This window comes from Tundrisphaera lichenicola (assembly GCF_051175385.1).
Taxonomy (GTDB): domain Bacteria; phylum Planctomycetota; class Planctomycetia; order Isosphaerales; family Isosphaeraceae; genus Tundrisphaera; species Tundrisphaera lichenicola.
The window spans coordinates 2,452,566-2,475,480 of record NZ_CP195106.1 but is presented as its reverse complement, the minus strand read 5'-3'; the positions used below and the strand labels follow the sequence as shown (position 1 = coordinate 2,475,480).

Here is a 22,915-nt window from a genome sequence, read left to right as displayed (position 1 = left end):
CGTACCATGAGGCGACACCGGACGTTGTGCGTGGCCCTCTCCCTCGGCGGGCTCTGCCTGGCCGGACCCGGATCAATCAGGGCTCAGGTTCCGATCCCGTCGACCCAGGCCCCTCCGCCCCGGGCGGCTCGACCATCCGAGATCGAGTTGAGGTTGCTCCGGGCGCTCCAGGTCAACCCACTGACCGCAGCTTACGCGTTCGACACCGAACCTCGGGGCAAGAAGATCGCGCTCAAGGGGAGGGTCGGGACCAAGCAGGTTCACGATATCGCGATCCAGACGGCGCTCGCGTTGGGGGTCCCGGTGGTCGACGATCTGATCATCGACACCGAGGCGGCCCACCAGGCGGCGGCCTTCGCGGGCCAGCCCGGCTATCCCGGCGGATCTGGCGCGGGCTATGCCGGCGGCTACACGCCGAGCTATCCCATGACCGGATTTTACGGGTCGGTCCCCTATATCTATCCCCAGCCGATCCTGGGGAAGCTGGATGATCCGTTTTACGGATTCGAGCCCCCCGTGATCTCCTATCCTCCCTACTGGGGAGCCTTGACCGGACTTCGACTGGGCCCGCAACCCCCGCCGATGGCGCCGGGTCCGATGGGTAACTTCCAGGGACAGGACAACAACCAGAACGCCGGCCCCGAGGCCCAACCTTCGGCCGAGATTCCCTACGGGACGGTCGACATGGCGATCGACCCGCGAGGGGTCGCAACGCTCCGGGGGACCGTGCCCAGCCTCGCCGAACGAATCACGCTGGGGCAAAAAGTGGCCCAGACCCCGGGCGTCACCGAGGTCGTCAACCTCCTGAATGTGCAGCCGAACGCCCCGGCCCCATCCGATAATCCTCCCCCGCCCCCCACGCCGGCACCCCCGCCCGACGCCCAGGCGATCCGCCCGGAGGTCGATCCGGTGGACCAGCGAGCCACGCGGGCCGTCGAGTCCCGAGCGGCCCTGTCCGGGCTCCCGGTCCAGGTGAAGGTCCGCGAGGGCGTGGCCTCGCTCACCGGGAAGGTCCCGACGGTCTACGAGGCCATGCTCGCCTACCGGGCGGTCGAGCAGACGCCAGGGGTCCGCGAGGTCGTCGATCGGCTCGAATTCGTGGTCCCGGACGGGACCGGCCCGAACCCTCTGATCGAGAAAGGTCGACCCGAGGACGTCGAACCGTATCTCGAAGCCCAGATCCGGCGCCAGGTCGGCGACCTCGCCCACATCGACCGGGTCCGTACCCAGGGGAACGTCCTGGATCTCCGGGGGACCCTCGGACGCGAGGAAGATCGCGATCGGTTCGACGCCATCCTCCGCTCGATGCCGATCCTCCGGGGGTACCGCCTGACGGCCGAAGTCGCGGCCGAATCTCGGTAAGTTTGACGGTCCGGTAAGATGCGTAAGTTTTTCGCCCCCAACCAGGTGGCGAAATTGCAAATAATACCAATTGGAGGGCTTTCCCGACGGTGATTGACCTTGATCGACTGGGCCTGTGCTTCTAGGATGACGCCGCGCTTGACCGGGGGGATTCCCCGAAGACGCCAGGCTCGGCCGGACCGGACGGAGCCGTGTCAGCCGATCATCGGACCACAGACCCAGGGAGAGGGGCCAGGATCGCATGACCGCCAACACGGAAGGTGGCGCCCCAGGGCGGGCCTCGGGCTATTCGACCCCTCGATGGGCGACCAGCCCGCATTCGATCTCGATGACGGGCCACGAGCGGGCGATGGCCGCGACCCGCGACTGGTTGGTCGAGGCCCAGGACCCCGAGGGATTCTGGATCGGCGAACTCGAAGGCGACACGATCCTCGAGTCGGAATACGTCCTGCTGATGGCCTACCTCGGCCGGATTGATGACCCGGCCTGCGTGAAGATGGGCCGGACCATCCTCGAAGAGCAGAACGCCGACGGCGGCTGGTCGATCTATCCCGGCGGCCCTCCCAACATCAGCGCGACGGTCAAGGCCTACTTTGTCCTGAAGATGCTCGGGGTTCCCACCGATGGCCCGGCCCTGACCCGGGCCCGCGAGGTGATCCACGAGCACGGCGGGGCGCGGGCCTGCAATAGCTTCACCAAGTTCTACCTGGCCCTCCTCGGGCAGATGCCCTACGACGAGGTCCCCTACGTACCGCCCGAGCTCTTGCTCCTCCCGGCGAAATTCCCGATCAGCCTGGCCGCGATGTCCTCGTGGACCCGGACGATCATCGTCCCCTTGATGATCATCTCGGTCTTCAAGCCGGTCCGGAAGATGCCCAAAGAAATGGGGATCGCCGAGCTGTTCCTCGACGGCCCCGCGACCTCGACGGTCCGGCACGGGATGTTCTCCTGGGAGAACTTCTTCCTGAAGGCCGACCGGGTCATGAAGTGGGCCGACCGACTGGTGCCCGCCTCCTGGAGGCAGCCGGCCGTCCGATCCGCCCACCGCTGGATGCTCGACCATTTCGAGAACTCCGACGGACTGGGGGCGATCTTCCCGCCGATGATCTACACGGTCGTCGCCCTGGGATCGCTGGGCTACGCCCCCGACTCGGCCGCGATGACCTGGGCCCTCCGGCAGCTCGAAGACCTCCTGATCGAGGAAGGCGAGACGATCCGGGTCCAGCCTTGCCTCTCGCCGACCTGGGATACCGCCATCGGCACGATCGCCCTGGCCGACTCCGGAGTGCCCGACTATCACCCGGCTCTCCTCCGGTCGGCCCGATGGCTGCTCGACAAGGAAGTCCGGGTCGCCGGCGACTGGGAGGCCCGAGGGGTCGGGGCCGAGCCGACCGGCTGGCACTTCCAGTTCCACAACGAGCGTTATCCCGACATCGACGACACGGCGATGGTCGTGCTGGCCCTGCACGCCACCGCCCTCCGGGACGATCCCGAGGTGACGGCCGCCACCAAGCGGGCCGTGAACTGGCTGCTGGCCCTCCAGAACTCCGATGGGGGATGGGCGGCCTACGATCGCGACATCAATAATCAGGTCCTGACCAAGGTCACCTTCGCCGACCACAACGCGATCCTCGACCCGAGCTGTGCCGACATCACCGCGAGGGTCTTCGAGATGCTCGGGAAGCTCGGCTACCGGGCCGATCACCCGGCGATCGCGAGGGCCCTGGAATACATCTGGCGGACCCAGGAGCCCGAGGGCTGCTGGTACGGCCGGTGGGGCGTCAACTACATCTACGGGACCTGGCAGGTCCTCCAGGGGCTCAAGGCGATCGACTTCCCGATGGATCACCCGGCGGTGGTCCGGGCCTGCCGATGGCTGGAGTCGGTCCAGCAGGCCGACGGCGGTTGGGGCGAGACTTGCCTGAGCTACGACGACCCCTCGTACATGGGGAAGGGGGAGCCCACCCCATCCCAGACCGCCTGGGCGGTCCTGGGGCTGGTCTCCGCCGGCCGGGCTTCCGGTGAGCCCGCACGGAGGGGCGTCGAGTACCTGATCAACACGCAGAAAGAAGACGGGACCTGGTTCGACGAGACCTACACCGGGACCGGATTCCCTCGGATCTTCTACCTCCGCTATCACCTCTATCCGGTCTCGTTCTCGCTGATGGCGGTCTCCCGCTATCACGCGGCCGTGGGCCGACTGTCAACCTCGCACACCGGAGCCCAGGCCAGCCGGATCCCGGCGGCGCCTCGGCCGATTGACATTTGATCCTACTTCCGTCGAACATCGGTCATCCCCCCATCGAACTTTTCGCGTCAAGGATGGCGCGAGACCGCCCCAAGGAGGCCTCGGATGCTGCGGTTCCCGCTGGAGATGACAACCCGGATCGCCGGATATGTCGCCAAGAAGAAGATGGCGAAGACCGAGCGATTCCCGATGGTCCTGATGCTCGAGCCGCTCCACGCCTGCAACCTGACCTGCACCGGCTGCGGGCGGATTCGCGAGTACGAGTCGACCATCAAGCAAAAGCTTACGATCCAGGAATGCCTGGACGCCGTCGACGAGTGCGGAGCCCCGGTCGTCTCGATCTGCGGCGGCGAGCCGATGATCTACCCCGGGATCGGCGAGCTGACCGCCAAGATCCTGGAGCGGAAAAAGGTCGTCTACCTCTGCACCAACGGCATGTTCATCCGCAAGAAGATCAACGACTTCAAGCCCTCCAACCGCTTCTTCTTCAACGTCCACCTGGACGGGATGAGGAAGTCGCACGACCTCGCCGTCGAGCGGGAAGGGGTCTTCGACCAGGCGATCGACGGGATCAAGGTCGCCAAGGCCGCCGGCCACATGGTCTGCACGAACACCACGGTGTTCAACGAGACCGAGATGGGCGAGCTGGACTCGATGTTCCACTACCTGACCGAGCTGGGCGTCGACGGGTTCATGATCTCGCCGGGCTACGGCTACTCGGCCGTGAAGACCAAGGAGATCTTCATGACCCGAGAGGACATCCGGGCCAAGTTCCGCGCGGCCGAGGCGATGTTCCGCAAGTACAAGTTCAGCACCTCGCCGGTCTTCCTGGAATTCCTCCAGGGCAAGCGCGAGATGACCTGCACCGCCTGGGGGAATCCGACCCGGAACATCAAGGGATGGAAGGGGCCGTGCTACCTGATCACCGACATCCATCACGCCTCGTTCGACGACCTCCTGAACAAGACCCCCTGGGAGAAGTACGGGCCGGGCAAGGACCCCCGGTGCGAGAACTGCATGGTCCACTCGGGGTTCGAGGCGTCGGCCGCCCTGGGCGTGAACGGCAAGCTGGGCGACACGCTCAAGATGATCAAATGGCAATTCGTTTGAGGGGCGGTCTCCGATGAGTGCCGGCCCTTCCGCGAACGCCCCGGCGCCGGCCCCGGCCGACATCGGGGTGGTGGCCGCCCTGTCGATCGAGGTCGCGCCGCTCCTGGCCCGGCTCGAGAATGTCCGGAAGTACTCGGGGCCGAAGTTCTCCGTGGTCGAAGGAGAATGCGGTTCTCAGCTGGTTGTGGTGGTCCTGACCGGGACCGGCCGCGCGAGGGCCCAGCGGGGGGCGGAGATCCTCCTGGACGGCCACCGGCCCCGCTGGATCATCTCGGCGGGCTTCGGCGGGGCGCTCGACCCTTCGCTGAAGCGGAACGAGATCATCCTGCCGAGCGAGGTCGTGAATCTCGAAGGCCGAAGATTCGCCATCGACCTGGAAGTCCCCCCCGGGGCCGGACTCCGATCGGGCCGACTCCTGACGGTCGACGAGATCGTCCGGACCGCCGCCGAGAAGGCCGAGCTGAGGCGAAAGTACGAGGCCGACGTGGTGGATATGGAATCCTCGAGCGTGGCCGCGCTCTGCGGCGACCGGGGCGTCCGTTTCCTCTCGGTCCGCGTGGTCAGCGACGACGCGAAGGTCGACCTTCCGCCCGAGGTCCTGTCGATCCTCGGGCGGTCGGGGGGGCTCCGCCTGGGGGCCACCCTGGGGGCTCTCTGGAAACGCCCCTCCAGCGTCAAAGACCTGCTCGCCCTCCGCGAGCACGCCATCGAGGCCGCCGACCGGCTCTGCACCTTCCTGGTCGGCACTTTCCCGCGACTGCCCTGAGTGCCGGGTCGCCCCTCACTTCGCGGCCGGGGGCGGATTCGCTGGTTTCGGTGCCCCGTAGGCGGGGCGTCGGATCGGCTTGATGGTTTCGGTCGTGTCGATCCGGTCGGCCGTCTTGGGTGCCAGCAGGCTGTCCACGGCGATCGTGGTGATGCCGGTGAACAAAATCATCGTCGCGATCGCCAGGGCGAACCCATGCCAGGGGTGGAATCGGAAGATCAGGATGAAGACGCCACTCCAGAGGATCGCCTGGAGGGCCGTCGGGCCGATCTCCGAGGTGAACATCGTGGCGAAGTTCGACCGGGTCCAGGTCAGCATCACCGCCAGGAGAAAGGCCCCCAGGGTCACCTTGAGGCCGCTGGACGGGGTCACCTCGTCGTAGAAAAAATTCTGGCCGAACTCCACGACAACATAACAGACGACGAACAGGATCAGATAGCTGATCAGGAACGTCCAGATGAGCGTCATCATGGGCGGGCATCCGGGGTTCGGTCGGCGGGTGGACGACCGGCGAAGTCCGGGGTCCGGGGCGTCGACAGGAACTTAGTATCCTAATCCGTTGGCCGACGATCCACCACCGACCGCTGGCGGTTTGCCGCTTCGTTGCTACGATGGGGCGATCCGGGCTCCGGCCCTCCCCCCCGAAGAGACCCGACCCGAACTGGATCGAGACGAGCCTCATGATTCGCATCAGCGCCTTCGCCGACGAGATCTCCCCCGACCCGGTCGAGCAGGTCGACGTCCTGACCCAGCACGGGATCCGCCACATCGAATTCCGTTCGATCGAAGGGACCAATGTGTTGGACCTGCCCGATAAGAGGCACCATGCCTTCCGGGCCCTCCTCAGGGATCGAGATTTCGAGCTCAGCGCGATCGGCTCGCCGATCGGCAAGATCAAGGCCAACGAGCCCTTCGAACCCCACCTGGAGCGGTTCGAGCGGGCCCTGGAACTGGCCGAGTTCTACGCCTGCCCCCGGATCCGGATCTTCAGCTACTACATCCCCGAGGGGGACTCTCCCGAGACCTACCGGGACGAGGTGATCCGGAGGATGGCCGAGAAGGCCCGGATCGCCTCCGAATGGGGCGTCTCGCTCTACCTCGAGAATGAGAAAGGGATCTACGGCGACACCGCCGCACGGGTCTCCGAGATCCTGGAGGCCGTCGACTCGCCGTCGCTCGCCCACGCCTTCGACCCGGCCAATTACTGCGAAGTCGGCCAGTCGATCGACGAGGCCTGGGCCCTCCTTCGCAAGAGGACGGCCCACATCCACGTCAAGGACTACGACTCCCAGCTCAAGAAGAACGTCCCCGCCGGTGAGGGGGAAGGGCAGATTCCCCGGATCATCGCCGAGGCCGTCGCCGATGGCTTCTCGGGCTTCTGCACCCTGGAGCCGCATCTCGTCGTCGCCGAGGCGATGTACGGATTCACCGGCCCTGAACGTTTCGGAGACGCGGCTCGGGCGTTGCAGTCGGCGCTCGACCAGAAGAAGATTGCCTACGTCTGAGTCGCTCCCGCGTCCTCACGTCCGACGACCGAATCGACACCATCGAGAGGCACTCCATGAATCCCCGATCGATCGACCGCCGCCGCTTCCTCCAGGGGACAATCGCCGCCGGGACCGCCTTCGGGCTGGGGCTCGGGACCTCCAGGGCCGACGAGTCGGGCAAGCCCGCCTCCGGCAAGATCGGCGACTTCAAGATCTCGCTCGCCGAGTGGTCGCTGCACGACACCCTCTTCAAGGGCAAGCTCGACAATCTCGACTTCCCCAAGGTGGCCCGGGAGACCTACGGGATCGAGGCCGTCGAGTTCGTCAATCAGTTCTTCAAGGACAAGGCCGAGGATAAGGCCTATCTCAAGGAGCTGAAGAAGCGGGCCGACGACCACGGGGTCGCCTGCGTCCTGATCATGATCGACCTCGACCGCAAGCTCGACTTCAGCTCCTCCGAGAAGGCCGTCCGCGAGAAGGCGGTCGAGGCCCACAAGCCCTGGGTCGACGCCGCCGCGGCCCTCGGTTGTCACGCGATCCGGATCAACACGGGGGGCAATTACAGCCCTTCGAACGTCGAAGCGGCGGCCGATGGCTGCTCGAAGCTGGCCGAGTACGGCGAGTCGCGCAAGATCAACATCATCTGCGAGAATCACGGCGGGCCTTCCAGCGATCCCGACTCCCTGATCGCGCTGATCAAGGCCGTGAACAGCCCCCGATTCGGCACCTTGCCCGACTTCGGCAACTTCCCCAGGGATAAGCAGGGCAAGCACACGATCGATGTCTATCAGGCGATCGCCCGATTGATGCCCTATGCCAAGGGGGTCTCGGCCAAGAGCTACGGCTTCAACTCGGATGGGAAGGAGTCCCAGCTCGACTTCGCCCGGATCCTCAAGATCGTCACCGACTCCGGCTACAACGAATACGTCGGGATCGAGTACGAGGGGAAGTCGATGAGCGAGCACGAAGGGATCGTCGCGACCAAGAAGCTCCTCGAATCGCTCCGAGGGGCCGATTACGTGGGCTGAGCCTCCACCTTGAATGATTGCCGATCCCGGATCTCCGAAGGCAAATCGTCCCGGACGGACCTCGCCTTCGGAAATCCGGGATCGCACCCCAGGCCGATCTACCAGGCCTCTCCAGAGGGCACGAAGTTGGTGACCCGCGGGTGGTCGTTTGTAAAGTTTCGTCAAAATGAGCTTCCTGTTTGTTGCATCGATGGGGAAGTCGGCTAGATTTTCATTCAAGAGGTGAGCGATCGCTCTCGGGCGGCGACCCGATCCCATCCCTCCTCTCCCACCCCCCTTGCCAATCCACGACGTGGCCCACGGGGGCGCGTCTCGCTTCCACTCGTCCCGATTCGATAGGGGAAATTTCCCCCATTTCGCCCCGTCGCGCTCTCGGCGTGCTCTATTCTCGATAGAGCGCATCGAGTGATCGTCGATGGATCGCGCCGCGCACCCCGGAGTTGACACCCATGACCAGGCAATGGCGCCTCGCAGCCCGCCCGCGCCTTGAGATTCTCGACGAACGATGTGTCCTCTCGACCATCACGCCGAGTCAGTTGGGTTCCGCCTACGGGCTGAACTCGATCAGCTTCCTCAACGGGACCGTCCAGGGAAATGGCAAGGGTCAGACGATCGCGATCATCGACGCCTACCACGACTCGACGATCTACAGCGATCTGACCGCCTTCGACCAGAAGTACAACCTTCCCGGCTTGACCCTGACGAGTCGCCCGGTCGCCAATAGCCCCACCAGTAAGGCCCTGGGATCATTCAGCCAGTATAACCTGGGAGGCTCCAGGACCGATGCCGGCTGGAACCAGGAGACCGCCCTGGATGTGGAATGGGCCCACGCGGTGGCCCCCGGGGCGAACATCATCCTGGTCGAGGCGGCCTCGTCGAGCCTGACCGACATGCTGGCCGCGGTGAAATTCGCGAAGTCGATCTCCAGCGTCTCGGTGGTCTCGATGAGCTGGGGAAGCGCGGAGTTCTCGGGCCAGACGAGCTACGACAGCATCTTCACGACACCCTCGGGTCATGGAGGGATCACCTTCCTGGCCTCCTCGGGCGATAGCGGGGCCGGGGCCGAGTGGCCGGCGTCGTCTCCCAACGTGGTGAGCGTGGGCGGGACCTCGCTGGCCGTCAATTCCTCGGGTGCCCGGGTCTCCGAGACCTACTGGTCGGGCTCGGGGGGCGGGATCAGCCGATACGAGCCCGAGCCCGCCTATCAACGCTCGGTCCAGTCGACCGGCAAGCGAACCACCCCGGATGTCGCCGCCCTGGCCGATCCGAATACCGGCGTGATCATCGTTTCCGGGGGGCGGCAATATCAGATTGGCGGCACCAGCCTCTCCAGCCCGATCTGGGCCGGGTTGATCGCCATCGCCGATCAAGGGCTCGCGATCGGCGGCAAGACCTCGCTCGACGGTGCCACCCAGACCTTGCCGATGATCTACGCCGCCCCCGTCGGCTCGTTCTTCGACGTGACTTCCGGCCCGGGAAGTCGCGCGACCGTCGGTTATGACACGGCAACCGGCCTGGGAACCCCCAACGCCCAGCCCCTGATTTCTTACCTGACCAGCGGGACTACCACGACCACCGGGACGGGAGGCACCACCTCCGGGACGGGAGGGACCACCACGACCGGAGGTGGGACAACCCCCGTCACGCCGCCGAAGCAACCCCATCGAAGGCAACCCCCGAGATGGTGGTACAAGAATCATCGTTCGGGCGGATTCCACGCGAGAACGATCGGCCAGTCGCCGACCGGAGGGTGGCGACCGTCCTGGGCCTGACCCGCGGCCGGGCTTGACCTCGGTCGTCGATCTCCGTAAGTTACGCCTCGATTCCACCCCGGCCGGCCCGGGGTGGACCGAGGACCCGAGGGACGGACCCCGTGGGTGGCCGATCGACGCACATCCTGGTCTTGAACTACAACGGCCGGGACCTCCTCGGAGAGTGCCTGCCCTCGGTGATCGAGGCCGCCCGGCGTTCGCCCGCCCGTTGCCAGGTCTCGGTGGTCGATAACGGCTCGATGGACGGATCGCTCGAAGTCCTGGCGAGGGACTGGCCAGAAGTCGGGGTCATCCGCGAGCCGAATCGAGGCCTGGCCTCGTTCAACGTCGTGCTCGCCCGCCTCGATGATCCGGTCGTCCTGCTGCTCAATAACGACGTGAAGCTGGGACCCGACGCCGTCGGGCCGCTCCTCTCGGCGATCGACCGGCACCCCGATGCCCTCTTCGCCGCCCCGCTTTGCTGGACCTTCGACGGTCGTGAATACGAGGGGATGCGGACGAGGGTCCGGACCCGGTTCGGCCTGGTCCAGGGCCTCTGCCGGGTCCCGGGGCATGAGTCGGTCGTCGGCCGCCCCGACCTCACGGCGTCCGCCGGCCCGGTCCTGGCCGTCGATCGTCGGAAGTTCCTCGAACTCGGCGGCTACGACCCGATCTACTTCCCCGGCCGGATCGAGGATCTCGACCTGGGATTCCGGGGCTGGATGGCCGGATGGCGAGGCTATTACGCCCCCGAGTCGGTCGCTTATCACCGGGGATTCGGCTCCTTCGGCCCCGCCTTCGGCCGATCGGGATGCGATCGGCTGGCCGCTCGAAACACGCTCCTGTTCGCCTGGAAGAACCTGAGCGGCTGGAGGCTCATCCAACACCTGGCCTGGCTCCCCGCGAGGCTGGCCTTCGCCCTCGCCCGACGGAGGGGGGGATTCGCGATGGCCCTCGTCGAAGCCCTGGGGCGACTCGATGAAGTCCTCCGGGCCAGGAAGGAACTGGCGGTCGGCGGCGAAGGGTGGGTTGCCCGGCAGGAAGCCTTCTTTCGACGATTTCGATTTTGATCGATCTTTGATAGGATGCCTCGTTCGAACGCTTCGCCTGGTCGACCACGACGAGGATCGGTGCGATGAGTGACACCGGCGCAAGGAGGCGCCTCGCGATGATCCGCCCCACGCCTCAGCTGGTGATCGACGCCCGACATCGGGGGCCGCGCGGCCCTCTGGCCTCGGAGCGCGTCCTGGGCCGTCCGATCCTCGAACATCTCCTGGAACTCGCCGGGCACTTCGGCGACGGGCCGGTTGCGGTCCATGCCCGGCTCGACGAGCACGAGGATTTCCGGGCGATTATGGGCCAGGGGGTCGCGGGGCGGTTCCGGATGGTCACCGGACCCCCTCCCGAGAACGCGGCGATCCTCCGGTCGGATCGACTCTACGACACTTCCCGGCTCCGGAAGGCCCTCCGGCGTGGTCGCGATCCCGAGTCGGCGGTGATCTGGCGGCTCGACCGGCCTCGCGACCTCGCGGGGGCCGACGACGAGCTGATCCGCCGGAGGACCTATCAGCCGATTGGTCGGTTCTGGGCCCTGGGACCCGCGCGGTTCCTGGCCCGGCTGCTCAAGCCCACCCGGATCCGGCCCAATCAGGTGACGATCGCCTCGGCCTCGCTGGTCCTCGGGGCGTCGGTTCTGGTGGCGAACGCGGGCGATACCTGGATGGTCCGAGTTCTGATCTCCGCCGCCCTGGCGATCGCGCTGATCCTGGATACCGCCGACGGCCACCTGGCCCGGCTCCAGGGGACGGCGTCCGAATTCGGCCGGTGGCTCGACGCCAATCTGGACGAATTGGGCGACATGGCCCTGCACGCCGCCGTCGCCTGGTCCGCGTTCGTCCGCGATGGTCAGCCCGCCTGGCTCGTCGCGGGGATGCTCTACGCGATGGGCAAATACCTGTTCGTCGTCGGGTCGAGCAGCGGCGTGGCACTCGACGACACGGCCGGTCGCCCGGAACTGCCCGCCTTGTCGAGCCCGGGCGGTCGGATCAAGTCGCTGGCCCGGATCGTGGGGCACGCCGATGTCCGATGGCACCTCTGGATCGCCCTGGCGGCGGTCGGCCGACTGGATGCGGCCCTGATCGCGTATGCCCTGTATTTCCCGGGCCGGGCGATGGCCGGGGCCTGGAGGAAGGCGGAGGCCCATGCCTGAGCCCAGACCCCGGATCAGCGCCCTGATCGTCGCCCGAGACGAGGCCGAGAACCTCCCCGGTTGCCTGGCAAGCCTGGACTGGGCCGACGAGACCGTGGTCGTGGTCGACGCCGCGAGCGTCGACCGGACGGAAGCGGTGGCCCGATCGTTGGCATCGAAGGTGCTGGTCCGGGACTTCGACGATTTCGCTCATCAGCGAAACGCCGGGCTCGCCCTGGCCTCGGGGGATTGGGTTTTCGCGGTCGACGCCGACGAACGGGCCACGCCCGGCCTCGCAGCCGAGATTCGCGATGCGATCCAGGCGCCGGATTCCGGGCCTGTCGGTTACCGGGTGCCGATCCGGAGCATCGTCCTGGGCCGACCGTTCCGCTTCTCCGGGACCCAGCATGACCTCCCACTCCGCCTCTTCCGGCGAGATCGGGGCCGATGGGTCGGGACGGTCCACGAGACGGTCGACCTCCAAGGCGCGGCGGGTCAGCTCTACGCCCACCTCACCCACCGAACGATCCCCGACATGCACACATTTCTCCGGAAGATCGACCATTATACGACCCTCGAAGCCCTCAAGTTCCATCGAGAGGGACGGCCTCATCGCCTGGTCGACCTGACCCTTCGCCCGGTCTGGACCTTCGCCAAGCTCTACCTGGGGAAGCAGGGGTTTCGCGACGGCCTGGAGGGCCTGGCCTTCTGCGCCCTCTCGGGGCTCTCGGTGGCGGTCCGGCACTGGAAACACAGGGAGTTGATCCAGTCGGGGAGGGCCTCGTGATCGACTTCCACGACGCCTTCGTCGCCGCGTGTTTCGACGAGTCGGAGGCCCGCTTCAAGGGAGAGGTCGCGTCCGACGACGTCCGGCTCCGGGCCATCCAGAAGGTCTTATCGCCGCTCGAAGGCCGGCGCATCCTCGACCTGGGATGCGGCAAGGGCCGATTCGCCGCCCACCTCAAGGCGGCCGGGGCGGAGGTCGTGGGTGTTGATCTCTCCTCGGAGATGCTCGCCCATGCAATCGGGTTGGATCGGGTCCGGGCCTCGGCCCGATGCCTGCCCTTCGCCGGTAAGACGTTCGACGCCGTGGTGGCGATCGAGGTCCTGGAGCATGTCGGGGACGTCGGGCCGGTGCTCCGCGAGGCGCGTCGAGTCCTCCGGCCGGGCGGTCGGATCGCCATCATCGACAAAAATGCAAGGGCCCTGAATGCCCGACGCCCCTGGCTCCCGAGCCTCCTGGTCAAATGGATCGACGAGCGGAGGGGGCTCTGGATGTACCCGAGCGGTAGCCCTGTCCGCGAGCGATGGTTCGTGCCCAAAGTCCTGAAAGATCAGTTGAGCCGAGAGTTCGAGGAGGCCCGCGTCGAATTCCTGCTCCGGCCCGAGGAGGCTCGCCGGGCCGTCTTCCGCCTCGTCCCCGTCGCTCGACTGATGACGCTCTGGACGGCTCGAGTGCCGGGAAGCTCGACTGATGTCTTAACTTCTCCCCGAAGGGACGGAGGGGCGACGTTGCCCCCCGCCCCCCGAGCAACGGGGAGAAATCACGGATGTCAGTCAGCCCGAACCGAGGCCGGATCGAATGGGTCATGCAACCCTCGCGAAGGATCCCGAGGCGAAGTCGAGGGACGACGATGATCGACGGATTGAGCCCGGTCTCGCTATCGCCGCTGCCGCTGGTGCTCTGGGAGACCCCGCCCGGCCTGGAACTGGCCCTGGCCCAGGAGGGCGTGCCGTTCGTCCGGGTCCGCGAAATCCACCCCATGGCGTTTCGCTCGGGGCGATTTGTCCTGTATGACGGCAAGAGGGTCTCGGCCGGCTTGGTCCGCTCGATGCTGACCGGCGGCCATGCGGCGCTGGACATCGACCTCTTCCGCCAGGGCGAACCGGTCGACCCCTTCCGGGCCTTGATCGACACCGAGGCCGCCCCGGGGACCTGGTCGGTCGAGGGCCTGACGCTGGTCGAGCGGGTCGCGCGTTATCCCAAGGCCCGGATCCGACGGCGGCTGATCGATCGGATCCGATCGGCGATCGTCGAGGCCGGCGGCCTCTGGGCGAGGCTGGCGATCTACCCGTTCCCCTACCGATCGGCGTTCAACCTGAGGATCGACCTCGACGAGCCCGAACCCGAGGATTACGCCCGGTTCGCGAAGGCGCGTCGGCCGATCGACGATTGCTCGACCCACTTCGTCAGCACCGCCGCTTACGGGGCACTCCCCGAGGTCCTGGACGACCTCCGTCGGGTCGATGCCCAGTCGCACGGGCATTACCATTTCGTCTACCGGGAGTCGTCGGCGAACCGTCGGAACCTGGAGCGGGCCCACGAGATCCTGCTCGGGGCCGGCTTCCACCCCGAGGGATTCGCGGGGCCTCACGGGAGATGGAATGCGGGGATCGACCAGGTCCTCGAAGACCTGGGGTATTCCTACTCGTCGGATTTCCAGATCGGCTACGACGACGTCCCGTTCTTCCCCTGGCGGGGAGATCGGTTCTCGAAGGTCTTGCAGATCCCGGTCCACCCGCTCTGCGAGGGGGTCTTCCTGGAAGCCGGGGGTGAATGGCAGTCGGTGGCCGATCACCTCGTCCGGGCGGTCCGGGCCAAGGTCGAGGCCGGCGAACCGGCCTTTGTCTACGGCCACCCCGAGGGTCGGCTCGGGCGGTATCCCCGGATCGTCTCTGCTCTGGCCGAGGCGGTCGATCGAGAGTCGATGCTCTGGCGGACCACCCTGACGGAATTCGCCCGCTGGTGGCGTTGGCGGGCCGAGCGGACCTGGTCGGTCGTCCCTCGCGACGACGAGCGGTTCGAGATCCAGTTCGACGAGTGGGACGCCCGCTATCCGATGGCCCTGGAAATCGTCCGAGGCAGGCATGTTTCGACGATCCCTCTGTCAGGGCCGAGGACGCCCTTCTCGGTCGGATCATTGGCATTCGAGCGCCGCGATCGGCGAGTCGATCTTGCCTCCCCAGCCTTCCGGAGGGGGTCCAGGGGGCTCAGGGCGGCGGTCCGATCGGCCCTGGATTGGGAGACCGTCACCCCCACCGAGGAGCTTCCCTCCGGGACCCTCGCGGCCCGGGTGAAGCGCGAGTTGAGGCGTTGGAAGGATCGCGAAGCGGCCCGACCGAATCCCGTCCGGGGCGGCGTAACGGAAGATTGACCTTGACGATTGGGGCGAATCGGGCCAGAAGTAGTCATCGTGTGGAGCGATGGGGCACCATGGATGGGGCCCTCCGCCAACCAGGGAAGGACGGGCCAGCGCATGGCGATCGGCGGTCTGATAGCGGAACGGCTGGCCCCGGTCGCGCCCCAGGGGCCGGGCCGGGCCTCGGCCCTGCGAGCGGCACCGATGACCTCCGCCCGCCACTGGCTGGCCGAGCGGTCTCGGGGCGAGATGGCGGCCGGCTCGGTGATCTACCACGCCCCCTCGACGGCATTCCAGTCGCCCGGCGGGGGCGAGAATCAACTCATCCAGACCGGGCGATATCTGGAAGCCCAGGGTGTACCGGTCCGACCGTTCTGCCCCTGGACCGATCGGCTCGACCGATCGCGGCTGCTCCACCTCTTCGGGATGTCTCGCGAAGGGCTCCAGCTCGCCCGGGTCGCCCGGGCCAAGGGCGTACCCGTGGTCCTCTCGCCGATCTGCTGGATCGAGCCCAGGGCGATGGCCGCCCTGGCGACCGACCCGATCGGTCGGCTGGCCAACCGGACCAAATGGCGGCTCAAGGCGCTGGTCCCTCAATGGCCGAGCTGGCGTCGCGAACTCCTACGCACGGCCGACGCCATCCTGCCCAACTCGGCCGCCGAGGGTGAGCAACTGGTCCGTTGGTTCGGGGCCGATCCCCGACGGATCCGGCCGGTCCCCAACGGCGTCGAGGAGAGGTTCGCCCGCGCCGAAGCGTCACACTTCCGGGCGATTCATGGACCGGGCGACTTCGTCCTGTACGTGGGCCGGATCGAGCCGAGGAAGAATGTCCTGGGGCTGATCGAGGGGGTCCATGCGACGGGCCTCCCGCTGGTCGTCCTGGGGGATGCCCTCCCCGGATACGAAGGATACGCCGAGGAGTGCCGGAGGGCCGGGTGGGGATTCACCCGCTGGCTCCCCCGAGTCGACCACGACGACCCCGTCCTCGAATCGGCCTACGCGGCGGCGCGGGTCCTGGCCCTGCCGAGCTGGTTCGAGACGCCCGGCCTGGTCGCCCTGGAGGCGGCCCTGGCGGGGACGGCCGTGGTGGTGACCCCTCACGGATGCACCCGAGAGTACTTCGGGAGTCGGGTCGGCTACGCCCGCCCCGATCGTCCTTCCGAAATCGCCCGAGCGGTCGCCCAGGCCTGGGCCGACGGGCCCGATCCGTGCCTTTCGGAGCATGTCGGGAGGCATTACCCCTGGTCCGAGGTGGCCCGACGGACGGCGGAGGCCTATGAGCAAGTCACCCGCTAGCCCGAGGCCCGTTTCCACCGGCCGGTACCGCTATACCCGGCTCCGCTGGCGGGTCTCGGTCCGCATCCTCGATCTCGTCGGTTCGATCCTGATCCGGCTCTGGCGGCTCTTTCGCCCGGCCCGGCATCCCGATCCGCCCCGCAAAATCCTGGTGGTCCAGCTCGACCACATGGGCGACGCGATCCTGACCAGCCCGATCTTCCCGAGGCTCCGGGCCGCCTATCCCGAGGCGTCGATCGAGGTCCTCGCCTCGCCGAGCAACCGCGAGATCTTCGAGGCCGATCCCGAGGTCGACCGCGTCCACCTGGCCGACCGGAACTGGTTCGAGCGTCGGCCGGGGCGTCGAGCCCTCGGCTCCGCCGTCTGGACGCTGGGGCGGACGCTCCGGACGCATCGCTTCGACCTCGGTATCGACGTCCGGGGCGACATCCTGACCGTCTTCGTGCTGGCCCTGGCGGGAATCCCCCGGAGGCTCGGCTGGGCGATGGGCGGGGGCGGGTTCCTCCTGACCGACGTGGCCCGATGGGTCCCCGCCCGCCACGAGGTCGCCTCGCGGACCGCCCTGATCGATTGCCTGGGGTTGCCGATGGACGCCCCGGCGCGAGTCCGCGTTCACGCGACCGACCGCGACCGGGTCCGGGTGGCCCAGGCGCTCCGCGAGGCCTGGTCCGATCGCCCGGGGCGGAGCCTGGCGAAAGTCGGCTCGGCCGTCGCGGTCCAGTCGGTCGGCCGGTCTCGACGCGTCTCCGGAAAAAACGAACCCAATGTCTGGGATGAACCCGATGACCTGCACGCCGGCCGGTTCGGCGACTCGGCCCCCTTGCTCGCGGTCCACGTCGGTGCGGGGGCGGCGGCCAAGCGATGGCCGACTCGCCACTGGCAGGAACTGGTCCGGCTCTTCCTCGACGACGGCTGGAGGGTGATCGTCGTCGGAGGTGCCGAGGACAGGGCGACGGCCTCGGCTCTGGGGACGCATGCCAGGCTCCGCGACTGGTCGGGCCGATTCCGGATCACCGAGACCGCCGCGCTCCTGGAACGGGCCGACCTGTTCATCGGCTCCGACTCCGGCCCGGCCCACCTGGCCGCCTCGGCGTCCACGGCGTCTGTCATCCTGTTCAGCGGGACCAATCGGCCCGGCCAGTGGCGTCCCTGGTCGAGACGGGCGCTGGTCCTCCGTCAGACCGTCCGTTGCCGGCCCTGCCACCACAAGGTTTGCCCCCTGGCCGACCACCCGTGCATGGCCGGGCTCGAGCCCGATCGCGTCTACCGGGCGGCCCGCCGATGGTGGGCCCGGCTCCACCGCGAGGAGTCGCCTCACGTCCCGATCTGATCCGGAACTTCGCGGGAAAAACGAACCCAACGAAGCTCGCATCATCTCTCGAAACCCTTCCCAGTCTGGGGCTTCTGGCTCCCACTCCCGCCGGGATAGGGTTGGAGTGAGAGGCTTCGATCGACCTTTCGACGATCATCTTCAACGTTTGACATTTGCGAGAAGCTGTACACCCTCACCCGGCCTTCGGCCACCCTCTCCCGGGGGGAGAGGGAATGCCGAGGGTCAGGACGAAGGGAGAAGACTCGGTTACATTCCGGATCGGCCGGGTCGGATTAGCAGACATTCTCGTCGGGAGGCCCGAATCATGCCCACGAACCCGAGCGGGTCCGTCACCCGTCCCACCCTCCGGATCGACTGGCGAGCCTGGCTAGCCCTGGCCTGGGCGGCCTGGTTCGGCTGTCTTTACGCGCGGATGGTCCTGGAAGAGCGGGCTCCCGGGATCCTCCGCGCGATCGAGTCGTTCAGAACATCGTATAGATGAACGGGGCAGCGCCGGTGCTGGCCAGGGCGATCAGGAGCCCGAGGACCGCGATCAGCAGCAGGATGGGCAGGAGCCACCACTTCTTGTTCTCGCGGAGGAACGCGAAGAACTCGGCCACGATGCTCGGCTGGGACTGCCGGGCCAGGCGTTCGAGTCGGTCGGGATCGTTTGTCATGGTCGCCCTCAGACGGATATTCGTCGCGGCTCATCGAGCCGAAACCGGGTCATGGCGAGGAGCCTATCATGAGAGTGATTCGCTTCGAAATCAGCAGCCTCATGGTCCTAATTGCCATTTTCGCGATCGACCTCTGGACGATCCAGACCTGCTATGCTCGGCCAGGCCCGAGCCAGGGCCTCACACCTATCAACCTTGTCAATCAAATCGACCTGTTGGTCAGGGGTGCTTTGCCTATGGCAAATATCCTCGCGATCGGCCTCATCCTCGGGCTCCGACGCCAGAAGATCCATCCGTCTTTACCCGGGTTCGAAGCCTTCGGTGTGCTGGCATTGGCCCTCTATTCGATCTCGATAATCTACGCCTGCCACCACCGCTATCTCCGGTATGGTGATTTCGTCCCGGCCATCTTGGTGAACCAACCCATCGTCCGGCAGGTCGTTGCCTCGATCTTTCTCGTCTCGCCGCAACTCGGCTTCGCTTTGCTTGGCGGCTTTCTCACCCGTTCGAGATCGGTCCGGGTGGGGAATGCCGGTCCTACAAGTCATTCGCCACCTAAAACGGTCTGAGGTAGCGGTCGAGGCCGCGATTGGGCCGGTAGGGCTCCCAGTAACTCGTCGCTTCCCGGTCGATCGAGCGATTCAGGGCATCTCGCCCGGTCCATCGGAAGACCAGGGCCATCGGCGTGAAGACCAGCAGGAAGAGCAGTCCCAGGGCCACTCGCGAGACAACCCAGCCGATGGGCCAGGTGGCCAGGGTCAGGCCGAGGAAGACCGGCTTGAGCCAGCTCGGGCGGACCAGGCCGATCAGGCGGCCGATCACCGCGAGGCACCAGAATGCGACCGCAAACCGGGGCTGCCCCCGGAAATAGGCCAGCGGGGCGGCGACCATCCCCAGGGCAAACATGCCGGCCTCGGAGAACTCGGCCAGGGTCTTCCGGTCGGGGTTCCAGGGGATGGAAATCATGGGCGGGGACCCCGTCTCAGTCGAGTCCGAAGCGGGCTAGGTGGGCCTCGACCTCGGCACGATCCATCGGTTTCTGTTCGGCCTTGCGGATCACGAACCGGCCGAGGGCCAGGACGTCGATCCCGGTGGCGAGGAACCCTCGATAGGCGTCGAGGGGCGATTCGACGATCGGCTCGCCCCGGACGTTGAAGCTGGTGTTGATCAAGAGCGGGCAACCGGTCCGGGCCTCGAAGGCACGGAGGAGCCGGGCGAAGAGCGGGAATCGGTCGTCGTCGACGGTCTGGACCCGGGCCGAGCCGTCGACGTGGGTCACGGCCGGGATCGTGCTCCGGGGGGCCTTCAGTCGGTCGATCCCGAAGAGTTGATCGGCCCCGGGAGTCGCGACCCGATGGTCCTCCTTCACCGGGGCGACGACCAGCATGTACGGGCTCTCGGACCCTCGGGGCATGTCGAAGTAATCCCGCGCTCGGTCGAGCAGGACCGACGGGGCGAACGGTCGGAACGACTCGCGGAACTTGATCTTGAGGTTCATGGTCGACTGCATGTCCGGGTCGCGCGGGTCGCCCAGGAGGCTCCGCGAGCCCAGGGCCCGCGGGCCGAACTCCATCCGGCCCTGGAACCAGCCGACGACCGCCCCCTCGGCCAGGTGCCCGGCCACGGCCTCGCAGAGGGCCTCGTCATCCTCGAACTTTTCGAAGAGGACGCCCGAGGTCCGCAGGAACTTCTCGATCTGGTCGTCGGAGTAGCTCGGACCCAGGAGCGATCCCGACTGGCCGTCGGGGTGCTGGGGAGTCCTCGAGTGCTCGAGCAGTTGATGGTGGATCAGGAGCGCCACGCCCAGGGCTCCGCCGGCGTCGCCGGAGGCGGGTTGGACCCAGAGGCGATCGAACGGCCCTTCGCGGAGGATCCGACCGTTGGCCACGCAGTTGAGCGCGACCCCGCCCGCCAGGCAGAGGTTGGGGAGCCCGGTCAGGTTGTGGACATGACGGGCCATCCTCAGGAGGATTTCCTCGGTCACGGCCTGGACCGAGGCGGCCAGGTCCATCTCGCGTTGGGTGATCGGCGACTCGGGCTTCCGGGGCGGGCCGCCGAAGAGTCGGTGGAACCGTTTCGAGGTCATCGTGAGCCCGGCGGCGTAGTCGAAGTACGACTGGTCCATCCGGATCGAGCCGTCGGCCTTGAGGTCGAGCAGGTGATCGGTGATCAGGCCGGCGAATCGGGGTTCGCCGTAGGGGGCCAGGCCCATCAGCTTGTATTCGCCGCTGTTGACCCGGAAGCCGCAATAGTAGGTGAAAGCCGAGTAGAGGAGCCCGAGCGAATGCGGGAAGCGGAGCTGATGGGTCAGGTCGATCGATCGCCCTCGACCGGTCCCGAAGCTGGCCGTGGCCCACTCGCCGACCCCGTCGACGGTGAGGATCGCCGCTTCTTCGAACGGCGAGGGATAGAAGGCGCTGGCGGCGTGCGACTCGTGATGCTCGGCGAAGACGAACCGCTTCTTGTAGGCCCCTCCGAGCGCCTTGCTCATCGTCCGGGGGAGGAACAGCTTCTCTCGGACCCAGACGGGGAGCGCCTGGGCGAAGGACCGGAAGCCCTGGGGGGCCAGGGTCAGGTAGGTTTCCAGGAGTCGTTCAAACTTCAGGAGCGGCTTGTCGTAGAAGCCGACCCAGTCGAGGTCTCCCGCCGAGATTCCGGCCTCTTCGAGGCAAAAGGCCACGGCCCGGGTGGGGAATCCGGCGTCGTGCTTCTTGCGGGTGAACCGTTCTTCCTGGGCGGCCGCAACGACCCGGCCATCGACCACCAGGGCGGCGGCCGAGTCGTGATAGAACGCGGAGATCCCGAGGATGGCGGGCATGGAAGGGTGTTGCTCGGGAACTGGTTGATGAGCGTCTTCCTGGAGACCACGCGGCATGTCGAGTGGCTGGTGGCTAGTGGCTAGTGGCTAGTGGCTGGGGCATATTCGCATTTGCGATCGTCTTGACCCTCACCCGGCCTTCGGCCACCCTCTCCCGAGGGGAGAGGGATAGACTGCTTCATGACCACTGATCCACTGACCACAAGCCTGCCGGGATCGGCTCTTTAGCGGACCTCGACCGCTTCTAGCTTGAGCTTGCCGAACACCCGAGAGACGGCCAGGAAGGTCTCGAAGGGGGAGACTCCATCCAGGCTCGAATCGGAGAGCTTGATGTGGACGGCGTCGACGTCGACCTCGTCGAAGGTCGAGTCCAGGGCGACCCATCGGCGATTGACGTAGACCTCGTTCCACATATGGAACCCGAACCCGCCGAGGTGAGTGGCATAGACCAGGCCCGCGACCACCCGGGCGGGAATCCCCTCGGCCCGGCACATGGCGGCGGTGAGGACCCCGTGCTCGGTGCAATCGCCCGAGAGGGTCCGGGCCACTTCGTCGGCCGGTGCGAAGCTGGTCTCGAAATTCTTGTTCTTGAGGTTGGTCGCGACCCATCGGGTGATGGCCTGGGCCTTGGCCCAGGGGTCGGTGGCCGACCCTGCGGCCCGGCGTGCCAGGGCGATGACTCGGGGGTCGTCGCTGGTGATCATCGGGTTGGACCGGAGGAATTCGGGGTCGACCGAATCAGTCCCGGAGGCACCGTCGGCAGGCCCGGCGGTCTTGACCTCCAGGATCGCGGTCCGGGGCTCGGGGCCGGCCTTGATCGACTGGCGGCGGTCGTTGGGGATGATCGAGGCGGGGTCGGCGTCGGTCATCGTGACCTTGTAGAGGACGTCGCGACTCGTCTCGGGATTGTTGATCTTCCGGCCGATCTTGACGATCGAAGCGGCGAGGAGGTCGAACTGCGGTCCCGGCCGGAGCGCGGCCTCCTTGGTGGTCCGATAGACGACCATCCCGCCATTGGAGTCGGTATAGCTCTTGAGGACCTGGCCGCCGGAGTCCACCCAGAACGAGGTATTGAACTCGGGGGCGATCTTGCCCTCCTCGAACGCGACGACCTGATCGACCCGGAGGAGGTCGCGGTTGACTCCTCCGCCCAGGGCCACCGGCTCGATCCCCCGGGCGGTCAGCGTGGCGTCGCCGATCTTGTTGAGGTCGGGGATGAAGGTCTTGATCTGGCGGACTTCGCCCGGCTTGATCGGGTTCCGGGAGAGGATCAGCTCGGGGCCATACGGGCCATAAACGTCCTTGCCCCAGGGGATCACTTTTTCCTGACGTTGAGAACCGTTCACGATATTGAGAGTCATCTTGCCGTTGATGACGTCGCCATAGACCCGGATGACCTGCTGGCTCACGAGCGTCCGGGTATCGAGCCGGAGGACCTCCCCTTCCGGTGTCTCGATGGTCCCATACTGGACCTCGATGGTGCTGGAGTCATTCCCACGCTTGAAGGAGAGGTTGAAATCGACCAGGACATTGATCAGCGGCCGTTCCCCTTCCTTCTTGGGGATGACCCGGGTCCTCATGTAGCCGACCTTACTGCCCGCGACGTAGACCGCATCCCACGACTCGGACTGGGCCGGGGCCGATCCGGCCGAGCCGGCGAGCACGCCGAGGATTCCCAGGGACAACAAGACCCACCGCCGAGGCCCTTCCGCGATCCGTCTCATCAATCCAT

At 66.8% G+C, this 22,915-nt stretch carries 21 protein-coding genes; 16 read left to right on the top strand and 5 right to left on the bottom strand.

Going from position 1 to position 22,915, the window contains the following annotated elements:
* Positions 1 to 6: 6 nt before the first annotated feature.
* From P12x_RS09810 to P12x_RS09795, 4 genes are all read left to right on the top strand, one after another.
* Positions 7 to 1,362: a BON domain-containing protein gene (locus P12x_RS09810; protein WP_435010683.1), complete on the top strand. Its 1,356-nt coding sequence runs from the start codon at positions 7 to 9 to the stop codon at positions 1,360 to 1,362.
* A gap of 241 nt (positions 1,363 to 1,603) precedes the next feature.
* Positions 1,604 to 3,631 (top strand): squalene--hopene cyclase, encoded by a 2,028-nt coding sequence (gene shc / locus P12x_RS09805; protein ID WP_435010682.1) that lies wholly within the window; start codon positions 1,604 to 1,606, stop codon positions 3,629 to 3,631.
* An 84-nt stretch (positions 3,632 to 3,715) separates the two neighbouring features.
* Positions 3,716 to 4,720 (top strand): adenosyl-hopene transferase HpnH, encoded by a 1,005-nt coding sequence (hpnH, locus tag P12x_RS09800; protein WP_435010681.1) that lies wholly within the window; start codon positions 3,716 to 3,718, stop codon positions 4,718 to 4,720.
* 13 nt (positions 4,721 to 4,733) lie between these two features.
* A complete protein-coding gene (locus P12x_RS09795) occupies positions 4,734 to 5,486 on the top strand; it encodes a nucleoside phosphorylase (protein ID WP_435010680.1) in 753 nt (250 codons plus the stop codon).
* Positions 5,487 to 5,501: 15 nt separating this feature from the next.
* Here the strand turns inward: P12x_RS09795 and P12x_RS09790 are convergent, their stop codons facing one another.
* Positions 5,502 to 5,957 (bottom strand): hypothetical protein, encoded by a 456-nt coding sequence (locus P12x_RS09790; protein ID WP_435010679.1) that lies wholly within the window; start codon positions 5,955 to 5,957, stop codon positions 5,502 to 5,504.
* A gap of 209 nt (positions 5,958 to 6,166) precedes the next feature.
* On the opposite strand from P12x_RS09790, the gene P12x_RS09785 reads away from it, so the two are divergent.
* The 11 genes from P12x_RS09785 (at position 6,167) to P12x_RS09735 (ending at position 18,190) form a co-directional block, all read left to right on the top strand.
* The gene (locus P12x_RS09785; RefSeq protein WP_435010678.1) at positions 6,167 to 6,991 is read left to right on the top strand and encodes a sugar phosphate isomerase/epimerase family protein; all 825 of its coding nucleotides are present in this window, start codon (positions 6,167 to 6,169) and stop codon (positions 6,989 to 6,991) included.
* Between the two features lie 56 nt (positions 6,992 to 7,047).
* Positions 7,048 to 8,001 carry a sugar phosphate isomerase/epimerase family protein gene (locus P12x_RS09780; RefSeq protein WP_435010677.1) on the top strand — a complete coding sequence of 318 codons (954 nt, stop codon included), beginning with the start codon at positions 7,048 to 7,050 and terminating at the stop codon, positions 7,999 to 8,001.
* A gap of 449 nt (positions 8,002 to 8,450) precedes the next feature.
* Entirely contained in the window at positions 8,451 to 9,773 is a 1,323-nt protein-coding gene (locus tag P12x_RS09775; protein WP_435010676.1) for a S53 family peptidase, read from the top strand.
* 101 nt (positions 9,774 to 9,874) lie between these two features.
* Positions 9,875 to 10,822, top strand: a complete 948-nt coding sequence (locus tag P12x_RS09770; RefSeq protein ID WP_435010675.1) for a glycosyltransferase — start codon at positions 9,875 to 9,877, stop codon at positions 10,820 to 10,822.
* Between the two features lie 98 nt (positions 10,823 to 10,920).
* Complete coding sequence (locus P12x_RS09765; RefSeq protein ID WP_435010674.1) at positions 10,921 to 11,961, top strand: CDP-alcohol phosphatidyltransferase family protein; 1,041 nt, start codon at positions 10,921 to 10,923, stop codon at positions 11,959 to 11,961.
* Positions 11,954 to 12,727 carry a glycosyltransferase family 2 protein gene (locus P12x_RS09760; RefSeq protein WP_435010673.1) on the top strand — a complete coding sequence of 258 codons (774 nt, stop codon included), beginning with the start codon at positions 11,954 to 11,956 and terminating at the stop codon, positions 12,725 to 12,727. The genes P12x_RS09765 and P12x_RS09760 overlap by 8 nt, the downstream gene beginning before the upstream one ends.
* Positions 12,724 to 13,578 (top strand): class I SAM-dependent methyltransferase, encoded by an 855-nt coding sequence (locus P12x_RS09755; RefSeq protein ID WP_435010672.1) that lies wholly within the window; start codon positions 12,724 to 12,726, stop codon positions 13,576 to 13,578. Before P12x_RS09760 ends, P12x_RS09755 begins: the two co-directional genes overlap by 4 nt.
* The gene (locus tag P12x_RS09750) at positions 13,575 to 15,095 is read left to right on the top strand and encodes a hypothetical protein (protein ID WP_435010671.1); all 1,521 of its coding nucleotides are present in this window, start codon (positions 13,575 to 13,577) and stop codon (positions 15,093 to 15,095) included. Before P12x_RS09755 ends, P12x_RS09750 begins: the two co-directional genes overlap by 4 nt.
* 102 nt (positions 15,096 to 15,197) lie before the next feature.
* Positions 15,198 to 16,376 (top strand): glycosyltransferase family 4 protein, encoded by a 1,179-nt coding sequence (locus tag P12x_RS09745; RefSeq protein WP_435010670.1) that lies wholly within the window; start codon positions 15,198 to 15,200, stop codon positions 16,374 to 16,376.
* Complete coding sequence (locus P12x_RS09740; protein WP_435010669.1) at positions 16,357 to 17,706, top strand: glycosyltransferase family 9 protein; 1,350 nt, start codon at positions 16,357 to 16,359, stop codon at positions 17,704 to 17,706. The genes P12x_RS09745 and P12x_RS09740 overlap by 20 nt, the downstream gene beginning before the upstream one ends.
* Before the next feature lie 307 nt (positions 17,707 to 18,013).
* Positions 18,014 to 18,190, top strand: coding sequence for a hypothetical protein (locus tag P12x_RS09735; RefSeq protein ID WP_435010668.1), 177 nt, complete (start codon positions 18,014 to 18,016; stop codon positions 18,188 to 18,190).
* Here P12x_RS09735 and P12x_RS09730 read toward each other — a convergent pair.
* On the bottom strand, positions 18,171 to 18,365 hold the full coding sequence (locus P12x_RS09730; protein ID WP_435010667.1) for a DUF5989 family protein: 195 nt from the start codon (positions 18,363 to 18,365) through the stop codon (positions 18,171 to 18,173). The genes P12x_RS09735 and P12x_RS09730 overlap by 20 nt on opposite strands.
* Before the next feature lie 68 nt (positions 18,366 to 18,433).
* On the opposite strand from P12x_RS09730, the gene P12x_RS09725 reads away from it, so the two are divergent.
* Entirely contained in the window at positions 18,434 to 18,934 is a 501-nt protein-coding gene (locus tag P12x_RS09725) for a hypothetical protein (protein ID WP_435010666.1), read from the top strand.
* Here the strand turns inward: P12x_RS09725 and P12x_RS09720 are convergent.
* The 3 genes from P12x_RS09720 to P12x_RS09710 form a co-directional block, all read right to left on the bottom strand.
* A complete protein-coding gene (locus P12x_RS09720; RefSeq protein ID WP_435010665.1) occupies positions 18,921 to 19,331 on the bottom strand; it encodes an SxtJ family membrane protein in 411 nt (136 codons plus the stop codon). The two genes, P12x_RS09725 and P12x_RS09720, sit on opposite strands and share 14 nt — an antisense overlap.
* Before the next feature lie 16 nt (positions 19,332 to 19,347).
* Positions 19,348 to 21,183, bottom strand: a complete 1,836-nt coding sequence (locus P12x_RS09715) for a carbamoyltransferase family protein (protein WP_435010664.1) — start codon at positions 21,181 to 21,183, stop codon at positions 19,348 to 19,350.
* Between the two features lie 224 nt (positions 21,184 to 21,407).
* On the bottom strand, positions 21,408 to 22,907 hold the full coding sequence (locus P12x_RS09710; protein WP_435010663.1) for a transglutaminase-like domain-containing protein: 1,500 nt from the start codon (positions 22,905 to 22,907) through the stop codon (positions 21,408 to 21,410).
* Between the last annotated feature and the right edge of the window lie 8 nt (positions 22,908 to 22,915).